This window comes from Gracilibacillus sp. JCM 18966 (genome assembly GCF_055392695.1).
The window spans coordinates 2663734-2682101 of sequence record NZ_AP043883.1 but is presented as its reverse complement, the minus strand read 5'-3'; the positions used below and the strand labels follow the sequence as shown (position 1 = coordinate 2682101).

At 36.8% G+C, this 18368-nt stretch carries 15 protein-coding genes and 1 other annotated feature; of the genes, 4 read left to right on the top strand and 11 right to left on the bottom strand.

Annotated features, from left to right (window positions below; translation table 11 throughout):
• Nucleotides 1-28: 28 nt before the first annotated feature.
• The 3 genes from leuS to ACZ5N5_RS12800 all read right to left on the bottom strand — a co-directional run bounded on the left by leuS (nt 29) and on the right by ACZ5N5_RS12800 (nt 5083).
• A complete protein-coding gene (gene leuS, locus ACZ5N5_RS12810) occupies nt 29-2446 on the bottom strand; it encodes a leucine--tRNA ligase (protein WP_464372606.1) in 2418 nt (805 codons plus the stop codon).
• A gap of 68 nt (nt 2447-2514) precedes the next feature.
• Nucleotides 2515-2725: a binding site (T-box leader), on the bottom strand.
• A 77-nt stretch (nt 2726-2802) separates the two neighbouring features.
• Entirely contained in the window at nt 2803-3879 is a 1077-nt protein-coding gene (gene rlmN, locus ACZ5N5_RS12805) for a dual-specificity RNA methyltransferase RlmN (protein WP_054861293.1), read from the bottom strand.
• Nucleotides 3880-3955: 76 nt separating this feature from the next.
• Nucleotides 3956-5083: a tellurite resistance/C4-dicarboxylate transporter family protein gene (locus ACZ5N5_RS12800; protein ID WP_245902343.1), complete on the bottom strand. Its 1128-nt coding sequence runs from the start codon at nt 5081-5083 to the stop codon at nt 3956-3958.
• A gap of 222 nt (nt 5084-5305) precedes the next feature.
• On the opposite strand from ACZ5N5_RS12800, the gene ACZ5N5_RS12795 reads away from it, so the two are divergent.
• Complete coding sequence (locus tag ACZ5N5_RS12795; protein ID WP_035726336.1) at nt 5306-5506, top strand: cold-shock protein; 201 nt, start codon at nt 5306-5308, stop codon at nt 5504-5506.
• A 73-nt stretch (nt 5507-5579) separates the two neighbouring features.
• On the opposite strand, the gene ACZ5N5_RS12790 is transcribed toward ACZ5N5_RS12795, so the two are convergent.
• From ACZ5N5_RS12790 to ACZ5N5_RS12770, 5 genes are all read right to left on the bottom strand, one after another.
• On the bottom strand, nt 5580-7151 hold the full coding sequence (locus tag ACZ5N5_RS12790) for an FMN-binding glutamate synthase family protein (protein WP_464372605.1): 1572 nt from the start codon (nt 7149-7151) through the stop codon (nt 5580-5582).
• Between the two features lie 16 nt (nt 7152-7167).
• Nucleotides 7168-9654, bottom strand: coding sequence for a cytochrome c oxidase subunit I (gene ctaD / locus ACZ5N5_RS12785; protein WP_464372604.1), 2487 nt, complete (start codon nt 9652-9654; stop codon nt 7168-7170).
• A gap of 70 nt (nt 9655-9724) precedes the next feature.
• The gene (coxB, locus tag ACZ5N5_RS12780; RefSeq protein ID WP_054787463.1) at nt 9725-10417 is read right to left on the bottom strand and encodes a cytochrome c oxidase subunit II; all 693 of its coding nucleotides are present in this window, start codon (nt 10415-10417) and stop codon (nt 9725-9727) included.
• Nucleotides 10418-10429: 12 nt separating this feature from the next.
• Nucleotides 10430-12154, bottom strand: a complete 1725-nt coding sequence (locus ACZ5N5_RS12775) for a pyruvate oxidase (RefSeq protein ID WP_464372603.1) — start codon at nt 12152-12154, stop codon at nt 10430-10432.
• Nucleotides 12155-12274: 120 nt separating this feature from the next.
• Nucleotides 12275-12637 carry a DUF488 domain-containing protein gene (locus ACZ5N5_RS12770; protein WP_109984896.1) on the bottom strand — a complete coding sequence of 121 codons (363 nt, stop codon included), beginning with the start codon at nt 12635-12637 and terminating at the stop codon, nt 12275-12277.
• A gap of 131 nt (nt 12638-12768) precedes the next feature.
• On the opposite strand from ACZ5N5_RS12770, the gene ACZ5N5_RS12765 reads away from it, so the two are divergent.
• The gene (locus tag ACZ5N5_RS12765) at nt 12769-13773 is read left to right on the top strand and encodes an MsnO8 family LLM class oxidoreductase (RefSeq protein WP_054787462.1); all 1005 of its coding nucleotides are present in this window, start codon (nt 12769-12771) and stop codon (nt 13771-13773) included.
• Between the two features lie 21 nt (nt 13774-13794).
• On the opposite strand, the gene ACZ5N5_RS12760 is transcribed toward ACZ5N5_RS12765, so the two are convergent.
• Together ACZ5N5_RS12760 and ACZ5N5_RS12755 are read right to left on the bottom strand one after the other, a co-directional pair.
• Nucleotides 13795-14583, bottom strand: coding sequence for an alpha/beta hydrolase (locus ACZ5N5_RS12760; RefSeq protein WP_464372602.1), 789 nt, complete (start codon nt 14581-14583; stop codon nt 13795-13797).
• Nucleotides 14584-14594: 11 nt separating this feature from the next.
• Complete coding sequence (locus ACZ5N5_RS12755; protein WP_464372601.1) at nt 14595-15758, bottom strand: serine hydrolase domain-containing protein; 1164 nt, start codon at nt 15756-15758, stop codon at nt 14595-14597.
• A gap of 132 nt (nt 15759-15890) precedes the next feature.
• On the opposite strand from ACZ5N5_RS12755, the gene ACZ5N5_RS12750 reads away from it, so the two are divergent.
• Complete coding sequence (locus ACZ5N5_RS12750) at nt 15891-17372, top strand: MDR family MFS transporter (RefSeq protein WP_277678384.1); 1482 nt, start codon at nt 15891-15893, stop codon at nt 17370-17372.
• Nucleotides 17373-17383: 11 nt separating this feature from the next.
• On the opposite strand, the gene ACZ5N5_RS12745 is transcribed toward ACZ5N5_RS12750, so the two are convergent.
• On the bottom strand, nt 17384-17815 hold the full coding sequence (locus tag ACZ5N5_RS12745; RefSeq protein ID WP_054787461.1) for a cell wall hydrolase: 432 nt from the start codon (nt 17813-17815) through the stop codon (nt 17384-17386).
• Between the two features lie 240 nt (nt 17816-18055).
• Here ACZ5N5_RS12745 and ACZ5N5_RS12740 point away from each other — a divergent pair, with 240 nt between their 5' ends.
• Nucleotides 18056-18328, top strand: coding sequence for a hypothetical protein (locus ACZ5N5_RS12740; protein WP_054787460.1), 273 nt, complete (start codon nt 18056-18058; stop codon nt 18326-18328).
• Nucleotides 18329-18368 lie beyond the last annotated feature (40 nt).

Here is an 18368-nt window from a genome sequence, read left to right as displayed (position 1 = left end):
AGATGTCATTGTGGCTTTTTTATCTATACTAGTTTGCTACAATATTAACTAATTTCCCAGGTACCACGATTACTTTTCGAACGGTTAACCCTTCTAATTTTTCCTTTATTGCCTCTTGAGACAATGCCTTTTCTTCCATTTCCTCTTTTTGTGCATCTTTTTTCACCATCATTTTCGCTCTTACTTTCCCCATAATTTGAATGACCATCTCGACTTCATTTTGCACAAGCTTAGATTCATCATAGGTCGGCCACTCTTCGTACGTTATAGTTCCATCATGCCCTAGAAATTGCCACAATTCTTCGGCCAGATGTGGGGCAACAGGAGATAAAAGTTTTACAAATCCTTCAGCATAAGCTAGAGGAATACTAGTTGTCTTATATGCTTCATTAACAAATACCATCATTTGTGAAATGCCTGTATTAAAACGTAAGTCCTCAAAATTTTGTGTCACTACTTTTACTGTTTCATGATAAACTTTTTCCAATTCTTGAGATTCTTTATCATCAGAGATTTTACCCGAAAGCTTTTCATCATCTGTTACAAAAAGACGCCACACTCTATCTAAAAATCTTCTTGCTCCATCCAGCCCGTTAGTTGACCATGCTACGGAAGCATCTAAAGGACCCATAAACATTTCATATAACCGAAGTGTGTCTGCTCCATGGCTTTTAACGATTTCATCAGGATTCACTACATTCCCTTTTGACTTACTCATTTTTTCATTATTCTCGCCTAGGATCATTCCTTGATTATATAATTTTTGGAATGGTTCTTTTGTTGGGACTACACCTATATCATACAAAAATTTATGCCAAAAGCGTGCATATAATAAGTGAAGTACCGCGTGTTCTGCACCGCCAATATAAACATCTACTGGCAGCCATTCATTTAGCAATCGTCGATCCGCTAATTGTTTAGAATTCTGTGGATCAATATATCTTAAGAAGTACCAACAGCTTCCAGCCCATTGAGGCATAGTATTTGTTTCACGACGACCCTTTTTGCAAGTCTTTTCGTCCACGACATTTACCCAGTCATCCATATTAGCCAATGGTGATTCTCCCGTTCCCGACGGTTTTATTTCCTCTGTTTTTGGTAAAACCAATGGTAATTCTTCTTCAGGGACTGCCGACATCGTGCCATCTTCCCAATGTATAATCGGAATAGGTTCACCCCAGTACCGTTGACGACTAAATAACCAGTCGCGTAATCGGTAGGTTACCTTTCTTTCCCCTTTATTATGATCTACCAACCATTTAATCGCTTGTTCTATTCCATCTTGCTTGTTTAAGCCATTTAAGAAATCTGAATTAATATGAGGGCCATCTCCTGTAAAGGCTTCTTTTTCAATATCCCCACCTTCTAATACAGGTACAATCTTCAAGCCAAACTTTTTCGCAAATTCATAGTCTCTTTCATCATGTGCAGGCACAGCCATAATAGCTCCTGTACCATATGACATTAATACATAATCTGCAATCCAAATTGGAAGCTTTTCCCCATTAATAGGGTTAACGGCATATGCTCCCGTAAATACACCTGTTTTATCTTTAGCAAGATCTGTTCGTTCTAAGTCACTTTTAGCTTTCACTTGATTAATATATTGTGCAACTGCTTCTTTTTCTGTTTGTGAAACGATCTTACTTACAAGTGGATGTTCTGGAGATAGCACGGCATAGGTCGCACCAAATAAAGTATCAGGCCGTGTTGTAAAAACAGTGAAGGTCTCTTCAAAGCCTTCCACCTCAAAGATTACTTCAGCCCCCTCAGAACGTCCGATCCAGTTTCTTTGCATATCTTTAATACTCTCAGGCCAATCTAACTCTTCTAAATCTTCTATAAGTCTGTCGGCATATGCAGTAATTTTTAACATCCATTGTTTCATTGGCTTCCGTTCCACTGGATGTCCACCGCGTTCACTTTTCCCATCAATAACCTCTTCATTAGCTAACACAGTACCTAGAGCTGGACACCAATTGACAGGTACTTCATCAATATAGGCTAACCCTTTCTCATAAAGCTTTAGAAAAATCCATTGGGTCCATTTATAGTAATTTGGATCGGTTGTCTTTACCTCTCGGTCCCAATCATAGGAAAAGCCTAGTTCTTGAATTTGACGACGGAAATTATTGATGTTTTGCTCTGTAAAAACTGCAGGGTCGTTACCTGTATCCAATGCATATTGTTCTGCAGGAAGACCGAAAGCATCCCAACCAATTGGATGTAACACCTCGTAGCCTTGCATTCTTTTCATTCTTGACAAAATATCTGTTGCGGTATACCCTTCTGGATGCCCCACGTGAAGTCCCGCTCCAGATGGGTATGGAAACATGTCTAATGCATAGAACTTTTCTTTATCGGAATGGGTATCAGTCGCAAAAGTCTTATTATTAATCCAATAATCACGCCATTTTTTTTCTATTTTTAAATGCTCAAATGACATTTTATTCCCTCCTTATTAACAACAAACGAACATTTGTTCTTAAACACAAAAAAACTCTCCTATCCCAGCTATGGGACGAGAGAGATTCCCGCGGTACCACCCAACATTAGTGTTAGTATTTTACACTCACTTTATTTCCTTAACGCGGATTACGACAAAAGCTACTGCTTCACTTTTGTAACATTTGAGGTGAGTTCGTAAAGATTAGTAATGACTTTCACCAAACGCCATCTCTCTTGAACTAATTGCTTTATTACTATTCCTCTTCATCGTTTTTTTACTTTAATTGTTGATTACTTTCTGATAGTTTAATGAAATGTCTTTCTTTTGTCAAGAAGTCCCGTGCCTTTGGGCTTTCATTGGGATACCTTTTGCTTATCTTTTTTAATCTGTTTACTTCTTAATTGTCCACAAGCAGCATCAATATCTGTACCATGCTCGACACGCACACCACAATTTATCCCATTTTCAAGTAATACTTGATAAAAATCAAGAATTGCCTTTTTCTCACTTCTATTATATTGATTATGCTCGTCTACTGGATTATAAGGAATAAGATTGACGTAAGATAAATGTCTTTTATCCTTTAATAGCTGGACTAATTGCTTCGCCTCTCCTACATGATCATTTACATCCCTTAGCAAGATATATTCAAATGTAATTCTTCGATTGGTCTTTTCTAGATAATAATCAATTGCAGGCATCAATTTTTCTAAAGGAAATGCTTTATTTATTTTCATTATTTTAGTTCTTAGCTCATTGTTTGGCGCATGTAGAGATAATGCCAAGTTGACTTGAATATTCTCATCAGCAAAATCATATATCCTTTTTGCTAAACCACTTGTAGACACGGTTATGTGTCTTGCACCTATTGAGAGGCCACTTTTGTCATTTACGATCCTTAAAAAGCTCATTGTATTATCATAATTATCAAAAGGTTCCCCTATTCCCATCACAACAATATGACTCACTCTCTCGTCTTTCCCACGCTGATCTAAATGTTTCTGAACCTTCATAATTTGTTCAACTATTTCACCTGCATTTAAATCGCGATCCTTCGTCAGCAAACCGCTCGCACAAAAGGAGCAACCAATATTACAACCTACTTGTGTGGTAACACAAACGGAATAACCATAATTAAACTTCATCAGAACTGTTTCTATAAGATTCCCATCCTGCATTTTAAACAAAAATTTGATCGTACCATCCTTTGATTCCTGTTTAATTTCTTCCGTCAATGTTCCAAGGATAAAGTGTTCCTCTAATAGTGAAAGACAATCTTTATTTAAATTGTACATGGCTGAAAAAGTATCCACTCTTTTTTTGTATAACCAATCCCAAACTTGCTTCGCTCTAAATTTCTTTTGTCCATGTTCGAGTAACCAACTAGTCAATTCATCAAAGGTTAATGAATAGATGGAAACTTTGTTCATTATAAATACCTCATTTCAATTTTCCGATTCATTACATCCCTTTATCATAATTGGTATAAGGCAATAAATCAAGTTTTCATTTATCCTTCAGAAGGATGTCACGAACTAAATGGATAACCATTAAAATAATACCTAATAGCCAAATTAAGAAGGCTGGATAAATAAAAAATGTAGAGATGTTAGCTAAAAAAGGAATTTCTAGCGCCTTTGATAATTTAAAGGTGGCTATTGTATACATTGCAACAGGGAAAACCATCCCCCACATTTGCTGGTCATAGTTAAGCGGAAATTTATGTATGATATAGCGCCAATACATTAGAATGACTAATAACGGAATCCACCATGTTCCTGTTACCCAGAAAAAAAGAGTGAATCCTTTCACAAATGGAATGAATTGTTGGATCAAAAGTGATTGCTGTGAATTCAGAATAATTAGGGAACCAGCTAAAGTAGTTATCGCGACCGCACCCATATTAATCCAATAAGGTGGAGTATAGGAAGAATATTTAAGATGCAGAAAAGTAAATCGATAAAAGATTAAGGTTATAATACTTAAATACAACATACAACCTAACAAATACATAGATAATGAAACAAAGAATATAAACTCTGCCCACTGCTCATCCCGAATCGAGGACACAAGTAGTGTCCCGACAACAGAGATCGACTGTGTTGCCACAGCTGCAATTAACCATGCTCCGTTAATCCCCTCCGCTAAGCTCGGCTTATCCTCTTGAATCGTAATGGCTGTAAAAAATGTATACATAATGGCAGTCCATAAAATAATGGAGATCAACCATAAGATTAATGCCAGGTTAGTTTTGTTTACGAAAAAAAGAAGCTCTGTTGCATAAACATTAATACCTGCAACAATCGTAAAAAAACCAGGCCCTCTTAAGTGACTTGTTAAATCTTCCTTCACATATGAAAAGAAAAATAAAAACCGAATCGTAACAACAATCGCTAGAGTAATAATAAAAAGAGTATTGAGGTAAAACAAATAGTTACTCCATTTATCATAATCGAGTAAATATGTAGCAATGGATAAAGCCCCAGTGGCCATTACCAATGCAAAGTATCCAGGAAATAAATGCTTGATTTTATCAAAAATAACAGACAATTGAACATACACTTCCATTCCTAACAAGCTTTTTACATTAACAAAGTATAGTACTATTAATATGGAAAATCTACCTAATCCCATTCAAAATTCTAATTTTCGACATATAAGACTCCTTACTGACTCAAACAAAAATCAATTATTTTTGGGATACGCTTGCAATTTATTGTTTCACTTGCTATAATGATTTTAGCTATTTTGTTCGATGACACCTTCAAGTATCGTAACGTAAAGTTTTCGTTTTGAGGCAAGAGCAAGAATAGTAATACATTTGTGTGAACGGTTCACACTAGGAGGAAAAGAATTATGGTACAAGGTACAGTTAAATGGTTTAACGCAGACAAAGGTTTTGGATTTATCGAAGTAGAAGGACAAGACGATGTATTCGTACACTTCTCTGCTATCCAAGGCGAAGGCTTTAAAACACTTGAAGAAGGTCAAAGCGTAACTTTCGATATCGAAGAAGGTAACCGTGGACCACAAGCAGCTAACGTTGAAAAAAACTAATATAGCTTGCAATCAAAAAAACACTAGTTATTCTAACTAGTGTTTTTTTTGATTAATAAAAAAATTCTTTCACTTATCTTCGGCTTTGCACTTCACTCCAATTGCTAAAGTTTTTAAATTCAGAATGAAATTTAATATGGTCCCGCTTGAATTTCGTTGGACTATCCAATCCAGAAACAGCTGCTAAGTCAAACAATCCTTGTCTTAAAGTGACAAGATAATTACATACACGAAATTTCTTTTCCTCAATCACTAATGCTTTTTGTAATTTTTTATCAGTAGTTGCAACCCCAACGGGACAAGTATTCTTATGACAAACTTGTGCCATGATACACCCAACACTCATCATAAACCCACGTGCAATATTAACAAGATCTGCACCAATACATAGGGCCATCGCAATCTTATCAGGGGTCAAAAGCTTTCCAGAAGCAATAATCTTTGTCCTATCTCTTAAATCGTACTTTCGTAGACAATCATCTACTAAGGGCACCGCCGAAAAAGACGGTAATCCAACGGAATACGCTAAGGCATAGTAGGAAGCACCTGTGCCACCCTCTCCACCATCCACTGTTATAAAATCAGGAATGATTTCAGTTCGTTTCATAGCACCTACTAAATTGTTTACTTGTTCTTCGCTACCAACCACAATTTTTATCCCAACCGGCTTACCACCAAATTCACGTAATTGCTGTAAAAAGGATAACAATTCCTCCGCATTTGAGATGCCAGGGAATCTATTAGGACTATTAATATCTTCTCCAACCTTTACCTTTCGAATTTGTGCAATTTCTTCGGTGATTTTAGCCCCATCCACATGTCCACCGCGAGTTTTTGCCCCTTGACCGAGCTTTAATTCAAATGCCTTAATCTGGTCGGTATCGGCATGTTTTTTAAATTCTTCCCATGAAAAGTGACCATCCTTATCTCTGACTCCAAATAATCCAGGACTAATTTGCATTATAATATCGACATTCCCTTTTAAATGGTATGGTGATATACTTCCTTCTCCTGTATTCATCCATGTTCCACCTGCCATTCCAAGGCCTAATGATAAAGAGGTAATGGCATTTTCGCCAAGTGAACCATAGCTCATAGCAGATTGGCCAATCAACCCCTTCAATCGAAATGGCTTTTTAACGGTATTTTCGCCTAATATGACATAATCTTCCTCTTGGAGATATGCTGGATTAATTTTTACTTTCTTGTGGTGCTCCTTACGATTGAATAAGCTTTCATCCTCTATTTCATAAATAAATGTCTCTATTTTAGGTTTTTGATTTATTTTCAATTCCTCTGTTTTAGCTGGAAACATGTCATTAACAAGATATAATCCATCCTTATCAAAATCTCTTTCCGCTCCATAGCCCATTAAGCTTGTTTGATATTTTCCTGCCTTATTAACATATTCAAATTGCTTGCGATTAAATGGTTTTCCTTCTAAATCATGGTGAAATAAATATTGTCTTAATTCTGGTCCAACCTTCTCTAAAATATAGCGTATTTTTCCAAGGAGCGGATAATTTTGTAGAACCGAATGCTCTGATTGTTTAATATCGTGAAGATAAAGCCATAATAAAAAGAAAGCTGGAATCATTAAAATCACAATGATCGTAATGAAAAAAATCATAAACCAAGTATTCATTTTACTCTCACTCCTATCAACCTAAATATGGCAAATATACGATTAGCACGATGAACACCCACACAATGTCAACAAAATGCCAATAATAACTGAAAATTGTTTGTTTTTCCTGATACAAGACTAAAGGAATTTTATGCATCTTCAGTTGTATATAAAGCTGAAGTAGCCAACCTAATCCAAAAAGAACATGTGCTGCATGTAAACCGACAAGCACGAAAAAGGAAGAAAGAAAGACATTAAGGTCTATCACAAATCCTTTCATCCAATAGTTGTAAAACTCATGAAAAGTAGAAATTAAAAAAGCTAGCGCTAAAATAGTCGTCATAATAAATCCTGTATGAAAGATCTTATTATTTTGTTTTTTAAGACCTCTCTCTGACAAAGCGATGGTTCCACTCGATGTTAATAGGAAAATAGATGATAGAATAACGGTTTTCGATTCGAATACCTGCTCTGGCCTCGGTCCAATAGATGCTGGTGTATAAAGGAAATAAGTCGCAAACAAGACAGCGAACATAATACCATCTATTGCTAGATATAGGAAGAAACCCATTTTCTTGTCATCAAATAGAATATTTAAATCTTTTTTTAATAGATTTCCCTTTTGTACATTCTCTACTCTTTTGTCACACCATGATAAAAAAATAATGATGATTATTGTCACTACAGCTGTTAAGCTGGCAAGTGTATGCCACTGATAGATCATTGCAAGAGAAAAAAGAAACAAAGTTGCTGCAATAACAGCAGGAATGACACTTTTGGTGGAAATAGTATTAGGCCGTTGTGGTAGTTTATTTGTCCATTTTTGTTGATTCTTCTTTAGTTGCCATAGGGGCTCTAAGCTATCCACAATTGGTGCAGTGTTAAAATCATCCTCTTTAGGGGGAGAAGAGACTGCCCATTCTAATGTCCGTCCATCCCAGCAATCATTTTCCACCTGTTGTTTTGATCGATAGGTTTTATACACATTCCATGCAAAGAATAGCATTCCAATTCCCATCACAAAAGCACCTATTGTGCTTAAACTATTAAAGAAAAACACACCATCTTCCTTTGTATAAGTAAAAACACGGCGGGGCATACCATTTAGTCCAGCGAAATGCATTGGTAAAAAGGTTAAGTGAAATCCAATGATAAAAAGCCAAAAATGCCATTTACCTAATCGTTCATCTAGCATTTTCCCAGTAATTTTAGGATACCAATAATAGATTCCAGCGAATATACCTAATACGGTAGCACCAAGAATCGTATAGTGAAAATGTCCCACAACAAAATAGCTGTCATGAAATTGAAAATCAGCTGAAGGTATTGCTAGCATAACACCTGTTACCCCTCCCATTGTAAAAGAGGGGATAAATCCGATGGCAAACAACATGGGTACTGTTAACTGAATCTGGCCACCCCTCATAGTAAATAGCCAATTAAATACTTTAATTCCTGTGGGGACAGCAATTAGCATGGTCGTAATCGCGAAAAATGTATTCACCATTGGTCCTAAACCAACTGTGAACATGTGATGCACCCATACCATAAAACCTAAAAAGCCTATTAAAATAATGGATAACACCATGGATGAATATCCAAAAATAATCTTTTTCGAAAAAGTTGAGATAACATCCGAGAAGATACCAAATGCAGGTAATGCCAAAATGTATACTTCTGGATGCCCAAATATCCAGAATAGATGCTGCCAATAAACAGGATCACCTTCTGAACCAGTAAAAAAGCTCGTTCCAAACATTCGATCAAACATCAACAAATAAAGAGCAACCGATAAAGTGCTAAAAGCAATCAATATTAACACAGATGTCACGAAGGTACTCCATGTAAATAATGGCATGCGAAACATTTTCATACCTGGCGCTCGTAAGCGAAGGATGGTGACAATCATATTAATGGCTGTTAGCAATGTCCCTATGCCAGATAGCTGGATACTAAATATGTAAAAGCTGTTACCAACATCTGGAGTGAATTGGGATATACTTAACGGCGCATAGGCAGTCCAACCAGCATTCGGTGGTGTACCAAAGAAAAAGGAAAGATTGAATAAAATTGCACCACTAAAGAACAGCCAAAAGCTTAATGAATTAAGAATGGGGAAGGCTAGATCCTTTGCACCGATCTGAAGCGGAACAACAACATTCATCAATCCTATTAATATTGGCATAGCAACAAAAAAAATCATGATCGTTCCGTGCGTTGTGAACAAACCATTGTATTTATCTCCTTGAAATACCCAAAATTCAGTATTTGGTGCTATTAATTGTGTCCGAATCAAAAGGGCGTCTACTCCACCACGAAAAAAGAAAAGCAAGCCACTTAAAATATACATTGTTCCAATTTTTCTATGATTAGTGGTCGTTACATAATCCCATAAAATTCCCCATTTTCTTTTTTTCCATATATAATAGCCAATAAAAAGAGCCAACACGATTGAAAAAATCCATGCAACAATAATATCAGATGCTTGATATAAGGCTTGTGATGTAAGATCCATATCCATTCTTACCCTTCTTTCCTGCTAAATGATATTTGCTATTTTGACAAGACTCTACATCTCGCCAATGCTATCCTTATTCATCTAGCCAATCTAAAAATTGCTTAGAAGAAATAACTCTTGTCGTAAATCTCATATCTGTATGATTAGTGCCACAAAATTCAGCACATTTCCCTTGATATACTCCGGATTCTATATTTTCTAATTTCATGGTGTTCTCTTTATGTGGTAAAACATCCACCTTTCCCCCGATAGACGGGACCCAAAAGGAATGAATGACATCCTTTGATCGCAAATGTAAAACAATCGTTTTATCACTTGGGAGATATAATTCACCAGATGTCGTTTTTCCATTTTCATAGATGAAGGTCCATTGATATTGCTCTGCTGTTACATTAATATGAACCTCTTCCCTTCTATCACCTGACTGATCCGCTTGATTAGGTGATTGATTATAGGTTACGATAACGGTTGGAATGGCCAATATTGCCAGTAACAAAACAGGAATGATTGTCCATACGATTTCAAGTTTCTTATTGCCTTCCTCATGTTTTAAAGCCTGATGATTTCCTGTCCTGTTACGATATTTACGCACAAATCGGAACAAAAGGAAAAATACGGTAAGAAGCACAAGGATCATGATTCCAAAACTAAAATAAATTAAAAAGCTTTGTGCTTCCGCAGTATCACTCTTCGGATTTAGTACGCGAATGTGACATCCACTCAAGAAAACACCCATCAAGCTAAATAGATAGATAATTTGTTTCATCTTTTTTGCTCCTTACAATAGCCGTTTTAGCACTGTTTTTAAGGATGGCATCTCAAAATCCCCTTCACGCTCTATCAACCTTTTCCATAAATGTTTAGAATATTGAATGGCTTGATTCCATTCAATTTTCCCTGGTAATGGTGCACGATCTTCAATCATTACCTCAATCAATGTAGGACGTTCACTATTTTTAGAGGCATGTAAAGCATCTGATAGTTCTTCTATTGTTTGAGCCATGAAACCTTTCCCGCCACATATATCTGCAAATTTAGCGTATTGGAAATTTTGTAAATCAGTTTGATATGGGATATTGCCGATTTCCTCTTGTTCATACTCAATCATCGCAATTTTTTCATTATTCAAGACAATAACAGTAATAGGTAGGTTGTATTTTACCGATGTCAGAAAATCCTGCATACCCATAGAAAAACCACCATCACCACAAATTGCAATAACCTGTTTATCTGGGTGGGTTAATTTTGCTGCGATCGCTCCAGGTAAGCCACAGCCCATTGTTGCTAACCAACTCGAAATGACAAATTGTTGATTCTGCATTCGAAAAAATCTCGCCATCCATGTGGTGACATTTCCAACATCGACAGATAGTATCGCATCATTTTCTGTATATTCTTGGAGCTTGTGAATAACCTGTGGTCCCTCTAGTTTTTTACCTTCCTCCACCTCGACAAGATGATCCATGTGCTTCCACCAATTGACCATATTCTCCTGACATGCTTCTAAGAATTTTCGATCTTTACGATGAAACAGCTGTTGATTAAATCTACTTAGTATCTCTTTTGCTGAACCTATTAAACCTATTTCTGCAGGATACCATTTTCCTATTTTTTCAGGGTTAATATCTAACTGAATAGCAGGTACCTTTTTCGGTAGAAATTCTCGGTATGGAAAGGAAGTCCCTATAAGTAGCAGTAAGTCAGTCTCTTCCATTGCTTCATATGCAGGTTTTGTCCCTATCTGTCCCAAATTTCCTAGATTCAATGGATGTTGATCTGGTATCACTCCTTTTCCTCTTAGTGAAACAACAACCGGGGCTGCAATTTTCTTTGCGAACTCTATTAATTCCTCTCGTGCATCCATCGCTCCTTTTCCAGCTAAAATTACAGGCTTTTTTGAACGCTGTATTAATGAAACAGCTTGTTTCACACTTTCTTTATTAGGAAAAAGATGATATTCGGCTACTTTTGATGAGCGAAGCTCCACTTTATTCACCGTCTCTTTAAAGATATTATCTGGGACATTTAATACGGCTACACCCTTTTGTTCATATGCTTCTTTAAAAGCTTGTTTTAATAATGGTTGTATTTGTTCACCAGATGTAACTCGTCGGTTAAATATAGCTACATCGTCAAACATTCTTTCCAAGTTTACTTCTTGAAAGTTATTTGTTCCTAAAAGCTGGTGTGAGACCTGTCCAGTAATCACAACCAACGGGGCTGCGTCTTCTTTTGCGTCATACATGCCATTTAATAGATGAATAGCACCAGGCCCTCCAATAGATAAACAGACCCCCACTCTACCCGTTATTTTTGCTTCTGCAGCTGCTGCTAAAGAAGCAGTTTCTTCATGACGAACTTGAATAAATTTTATTTGATCCTTTGCTTTTCTTAATGCCTCTACTAGGTTATTAACAGAGTCCCCTGGATAACCATAAACATGATCAATATTCCAATCTTTTAATATATCAACTACAGCATCTCCGGCTTTCATTCGATCCACTCCTTAGTCAAATTAACCTTATAACAAATCTACCCGTTAACTATGGATTAAAACATTTCACTTACACCCCTTCTGTGGTATTAAAAAAAACGAAGGGTTAAAGTTCCCCCTTCGTTTTAACTATTTCCGTTCATTTATAAGCTTTTCCTTGATAATAACAACATGATTATATTTTAATTCTTTTGTAGCAAAAACGAGTGTGATTTCTCCGTTCTGTTCTTCATAGCATTGTATTAAGTGATCAAAAGCCTCTTTTTTTTCTGTATCTTCCTCTAATTCTTTTAAGTATTTTTGGCGAAATTCATCAAACTTGTCTGGATCATGCCCAAACCATTTGCGTAGTTCTTTCGATGGCCCGATTTCCTTCAACCATAAATCTAGTTTCGCTTCTTGCTTAGAAACCCCTCTTGGCCAGATTCGATCGACTAATACACGAAAATTATCTTTTTTCTCTGCCTCTTCATATACTCTCTTTAATTGCATGATTTCATCTCCCGTTAAGCATAATATTAGACGAACCTTGAAGATAAGCGTATCATTTTTTACATTGAGTAACAAAAGTAGAGACCTTCCCTAGGAAAAGGTAGTCCAATATGATAAATAGGAGTGATCTTATGTCTCAATCCTTTACCAATGTTCAATTTTCTGTATTAGATTTGGCACCAGTGCTTTATGGTCATACCCCAAGCTTGTCCTTTCAAAATAGTGCTGATTTAGCTCAGCATGCGGAAAAATGGGGATATCACCGCTATTGGCTTGCAGAGCACCATAATATGCCAGGAATCGCAAGCTCTGCTACATCACTAGTTATTAGCCATGTAGCAAGTCATACGAAGAAAATCAAAGTCGGTGCAGGTGGAATTATGCTACCAAACCATGCCCCTTTAGTCATCGCAGAACAGTTCGGAACACTCGATGCTCTCTATCCTAATCGAATTGATCTAGGTCTTGGAAGAGCACCTGGTAGTGATCAAGCAACTGCCTACGCTCTTAGAAGAACATTGAATAGTAGTGCAGAGGATTTCCCTCAACAAGTAGAAGAGCTAGAAGCTTATTTTAAAGGCACTGCAAATGTAACAGCAGTTCCAGGCAAAGGCGCAAATATTCCACTATGGCTACTTGGATCGAGCGATTTCAGTGCTCGACTTGCAGCAGAGAAAGGACTTCCTTTTGCATTTGCGAGTCATTTCTCACCAGACTACACTATTCCTGCTTTAAAGATTTATCGTGATCGATTTAAGCCTTCAGAGCAGCTTGAAAAGCCACGTGCGATGGTTGGAGTCAATATTATTGCAGCAGATACTGTTGAGAAAGCTAAATGGTTAGCTACCTCTCAGCAACAGCAATTCTTAAGTCTAGTTCGTGGCGCACCTTCTGAATTGATGCCACCTATTGATGATATTGATCAAGCATGGAATGTTTATGAAAAGGCTTCTGTGGAGAAATCAGTGAATAGTAAAACAACCATCGTTGGAGATAAACAAACAGTTAAAAATAAATTACAAGCATTCGTCGATGAAACAAATGCAGATGAAGTAATTATTAATAGTCAAATTTATGATCATAATGAACGCCTATATTCTTATGAACTAGTAGCAGATATTGTCAATCAAATGTAGAAAGAGAGGGGGTTCCCCTCTCTATTTTTGAATTGGAAGCCATGCTAGAACTTCTTGTATTTTACTATCCCAATAGTCCCATTCGTGATTGCCTGTTGTAAAAGTGTGCGTAATTCCTACCCCTTTAGCATTGGTGAAATCGAAAAATCGTTTATTTTCATCAAACAGGAAATCTTCTGTTCCGCAGGCTTGAAACAAAGCTGGTAATGCTTGATCTTTCTTAAGCCTTTTTTCCAGCAGATAAAATAAATCCTCTTCCGTATTTTTGATGTCCTTTTCTCCGAATACACAATCTAATGCATGACGTATAGGATTATTCTCACCCTGTACACGATTTGTATGTTCAACAATATCAAGGACACCAGAGAGACTTGCAGCAGCTGAGAACATTCCTGGCTTTCTCAAGGCCCATTTAAAGGCACCATAGCCTCCCATTGATAATCCGGCTACAAAGTTATCTTCTCTTCTATCCGATAGAGGAAAAAAGGAACGCACCACTCTCGGAAGCTCTTCCGAAATAAATGTCCAATATTTTTTACCATAAACCATATCGGCATAAAAACTATGGTCCACTTGTGGCATTACAACTGCCAATCCATATTCGGCAGCATATCGCTCAATGGAAGTACGTCTTGTCCAAATTGTATGATCATCACTAAAGCCATGAAGCAAATAAAGTGTTGGGATTTTTTCATGGTTTCGTTTATTGTTCATTCCAATCTGATTAGATGTTTCCTGTGGCAATATAACGGTGATGGAGGTACTTACAGATAAAACCTCTGAGAAAAAATTACATTGGATTAGTGCCATTTCTATCCCTCCTAATGAATAGCTCCATAGATCACATTTCGAATTCTAGGTTGATGATAAAACTCAAGGTTAGGAAGCATTTGTTGCATGTAAACAGCGGATAATTTTTTCTTCGGATCGATAAAGACATAGGTCCCTGCTAAACCGGACCAGCCAAACTCTCCTAAACTACTATTACTTCCACCAATAACTTGATCCATCATCACCCGAACTCCTAAACCATATCCATAGCCATTTTCATAATTCCAACCAAGGTCCGGTAGCTGTGAATCGAGCAAATGATTTTGCGCAAGTAACTGAATTGTATTTTGACTGAGTATATGTATTCCATTCGCTGTACCACCAGTTGCTAAACAATGGGCAAACCGTTGGTAATCATTTAAGGTGGAATGTAATCCAGCACCACCACTTTCAAAGACTGCAATTGGTTCTGAGTCACGGTCTAATGCGTTATTCGGCACAAGCGTCCCATCTTCTAATCTATCATATAAAGTAGCTAAGCGATGCTTTTTTTCCTTTGGAATTTGAAAAAAGGTATCTTTCATTCCTAATGGTTCGAAGATGTTTGTGTAAAGATATTCTCCGAAAGATTTACCAGATATCACTTCTATTAATGCGCCTAATACATCATGGCTTAAACCATATTTCCAGTGTGAGCCTGGTTCAAATTCTAGAGGAAGTTTTGCCAATTGCTTCACAAATTCTCGTAAGTTGGAAGAACCTCCTTTTTTCTCTAGCTTGTGAGCAGTAGCCATTACTTTGCTTGTTAGTTTTTCTACTTCGGAACCACTGCCCCCGTAGCAAATGCCTGAAGTCATCTTAAATAAATCCTTAACAAGAATTGGATTTTGCGCGGCTTCCACCTGGATATTCTCTTCTTGTCCAGATTTATAGACCTTCATCTCCGCAAATTCTGGTAGATAATTTGAAACGGGATCATTTAATAGATACCTTCCTTGTTCATATAACTGTAATGCGGCAACACATGTAACTAGCTTTGACATAGAATAAATGCGATAAATCGTATCCGCAGAGATTTGAACTTTTTTCTCAATGTCCGAATAACCTAAATAATTCTCATATAGGGTGTGTTGATTTCGTCTAACCGAAAGTGCGACACCACTTGGTCCATTTTCTATAAAATGCTTTAATAATCTATCCACATGTTGTTTCAATTCGACCTTCCTCCTTTTTGCAATCGTTTACTTTATTTTACCATATCTTTAAAAAAGATATCATCTTTCTACTGCTCAAGTCTTGATTTATTTGCTACAATAGCATTTAGACAAGAAGGGATGGAAGAATCGATGCAGAAAAAAACCAATCGGACATTAGTTCTGATAGCACTAGTCCTCTCGATGTTCATGGCAGCCATTGAAGGGACCATAGTAGCAACTGCAATGCCTAATATAGTCGCTGATTTGGGTGGCTTTCGATTATATAGCTGGGTTTTCTCTGGATTTTTGTTGATGCAAGCTATTACGACGATGATCTTCGGAAAATTAGCTGATTTATTTGGAAGAAAACCGATTTTTATCATCGGTGTAAGTATTTTCTTAATCGGATCATTGTTATGTGGATTTGCAACAACGATGACAATGCTTGTCATATTTCGTTTACTCCAAGGTGTTGGAGCAGGGGCTATTCAGCCAATTGTAACAACAATTGTTGGAGATATGTATACTGTTAAAGAAAGAGCAAAGGTTCAAGGGTACCTTGCAAGTGTTTGGGGGATCTCTTCTGTTATTGGTCCATTATTAGGTGGGATTATTGTCCAATTCGTAGAATGGTCTTGGATTTTCTGGATGAATATTCCACTTGGTATTATTGGCCTTCTAGGTGTCATTCGATATTTCCATGAACAAGTGAATAAAGAGAAGAAGGCAATTGATTACAATGGAGCAGGATTATTCCTGATTGGCATCTCTTCTTTAATTATCGTTTTCGTTCAAGCAGGAACGGTATGGGCTTGGCTTGATTGGGAAACCATTTCTTTATTTTCCTTATTTATTATTTGTATGATTGTTTTTATTTTTCAAGAGGGGAAAGCACCGTCTCCTATCATGCCATTATTTCTATGGAGAAATAAGCTTATTCTCATCGCTAATCTGGCTACATTTTTTTCAGGTATGATAATTCTCGGATTATCTAGCTTCTTACCCACCTATGTACAGGGTGTTATGGGGGAATCCGCCATTATCGCTGGCTTTACATTAAGTACTCTATCCATTGGGTGGCCGATATCTTCGACCATCGCAGGTCACTTAGTTTTAAAAATTGGTTTTCGTAAAACAGCTTTACTTGGTGGTTGCGCACTTTTAATTGGAACATTTATGTTTTTCTGCTTAACTGCTGAAAAAGGCCCCATTTATGCTGGGATCAGTTCATTTATCGTAGGAGTAGGAATGGGCCTTTCAAGTACAACCTTTATTGTATCCATCCAAAATCATGTAAATTGGAATGTACGTGGAGTTGCCACTTCTCTTAACATGTTTATGCGAATTGTAGGAAGTGCGGTTGGAGCTGCATTATTAGGAGGGATTTTAAATCTACAAATGCGAGCATTTATAGGAACAGAAAGCAAGTCCTTAGATGTTAGTAATATAGACCTTTTACTTGATGAAAATAGAAGAGAATCAATGGATACAGAGATGTTAGAGAAGATTCAAAATGGGCTTAGCTTCGGGTTAGATCATGTGTTTAACGGTCTTTTTATCATAGGAATCTTAGCCTTCCTAATTATTCTCTTCTTCCCAAATGTCCAATTAGAAAAAGCAGAGGAATCTTAATTCTTCTGCTTTTAAAATGTGCCATAAACTTCCGGACACTCAGAACTAAGTGGTGTATAAAAACAATGACTTTTAAACCTACCTGAATTCCATTGTCCAAACCACTGTGCAGGACAGCTACCTCCTGGCATGAAGAACCATAATGCATAGCTTGCAGGATGATATCTTTTCCCATTAATAACCCTTCTTGCAAGCTCTATATCTTGCTCTCTAGCTCGTTGATAAAAGTAGCCTTTTTGTGTGGCCTCAAAGCCTCCTGGACTTTGAAATACCATCCTTCTAATGGTATTAATATCCGTAAAATCAAGACATCTTGCTCTTACCCGATTTACTCCCGTATTACCTACCATAAGCATACCTAATTTGCCATCACCTTCTGCTTCAGCTCGCATGAGTCTAGCTAGTAATCTCACATCTTCTTCCGTTGCTTTCACTACCGCCAATTCTTTCACCCCTTACCTACTTTCTTTATATTCAAAAAGCTTTCAAAATGTACCAGGTTTGAACGAAAGGATTTAGGTAACACTTAAAGAAAACCCTTACATTTATGGTATAATGAATATGAAATATTCAAAGACTAAAATATCGTTTATTTTTAGTCCTTATAATTGGAAGCTTATTTTCTTCGTCTCCTTCGAATACTAGCAATGTTGTGAATTTTCCTTAAGAAAAGGAGGTATAACATGAGATTGTCGAAGCTAATACTTCATAAAGATATACTACTTATACATGCCGATATTCATAGCAATGATTATATATTTACGGTAAAATGGAAGGAATTAGATAATAAAAAAGGTGGTGAATGGGAGCTAAAATCCTATATTAACAACTCCAATGGAAAGAAAGACTTGTCACAAGAAGAGATAGATCAATTAATTAATCAAATTAATCCTGAATGGGGTTGGGAGCAAGAACAAGAACAAATGCAAAAAGCACGAGAGAAAGATGTCGATTAAATATACTAAACCTTGATTCATCGTAATGAATCAAGGTTTT

Bases quoted from the DNA above. Each gene is read 5' to 3' on its own strand.
- leuS (WP_464372606.1), bottom strand. From the start codon at position 2,446: ATGTCATTTGAGCATTTAAAAATAGAAAAAAAATGGCGTGATTATTGG.
- rlmN (WP_054861293.1), bottom strand. From the start codon at position 3,879: ATGAACAAAGTTTCCATCTATTCATTAACCTTTGATGAATTGACTAGT.
- ACZ5N5_RS12800 (WP_245902343.1), bottom strand. From the start codon at position 5,083: ATGGGATTAGGTAGATTTTCCATATTAATAGTACTATACTTTGTTAAT.
- ACZ5N5_RS12795 (WP_035726336.1), top strand. From the start codon at position 5,306: ATGGTACAAGGTACAGTTAAATGGTTTAACGCAGACAAAGGTTTTGGA.
- ACZ5N5_RS12790 (WP_464372605.1), bottom strand. From the start codon at position 7,151: ATGAATACTTGGTTTATGATTTTTTTCATTACGATCATTGTGATTTTA.
- ctaD (WP_464372604.1), bottom strand. From the start codon at position 9,654: ATGGATATGGATCTTACATCACAAGCCTTATATCAAGCATCTGATATT.
- coxB (WP_054787463.1), bottom strand. From the start codon at position 10,417: ATGAAACAAATTATCTATCTATTTAGCTTGATGGGTGTTTTCTTGAGT.
- ACZ5N5_RS12770 (WP_109984896.1), bottom strand. From the start codon at position 12,637: ATGCAATTAAAGAGAGTATATGAAGAGGCAGAGAAAAAAGATAATTTT.
- ACZ5N5_RS12765 (WP_054787462.1), top strand. From the start codon at position 12,769: ATGTCTCAATCCTTTACCAATGTTCAATTTTCTGTATTAGATTTGGCA.
- ACZ5N5_RS12760 (WP_464372602.1), bottom strand. From the start codon at position 14,583: ATGGCACTAATCCAATGTAATTTTTTCTCAGAGGTTTTATCTGTAAGT.
- ACZ5N5_RS12750 (WP_277678384.1), top strand. From the start codon at position 15,891: ATGCAGAAAAAAACCAATCGGACATTAGTTCTGATAGCACTAGTCCTC.
- ACZ5N5_RS12740 (WP_054787460.1), top strand. From the start codon at position 18,056: ATGAGATTGTCGAAGCTAATACTTCATAAAGATATACTACTTATACAT.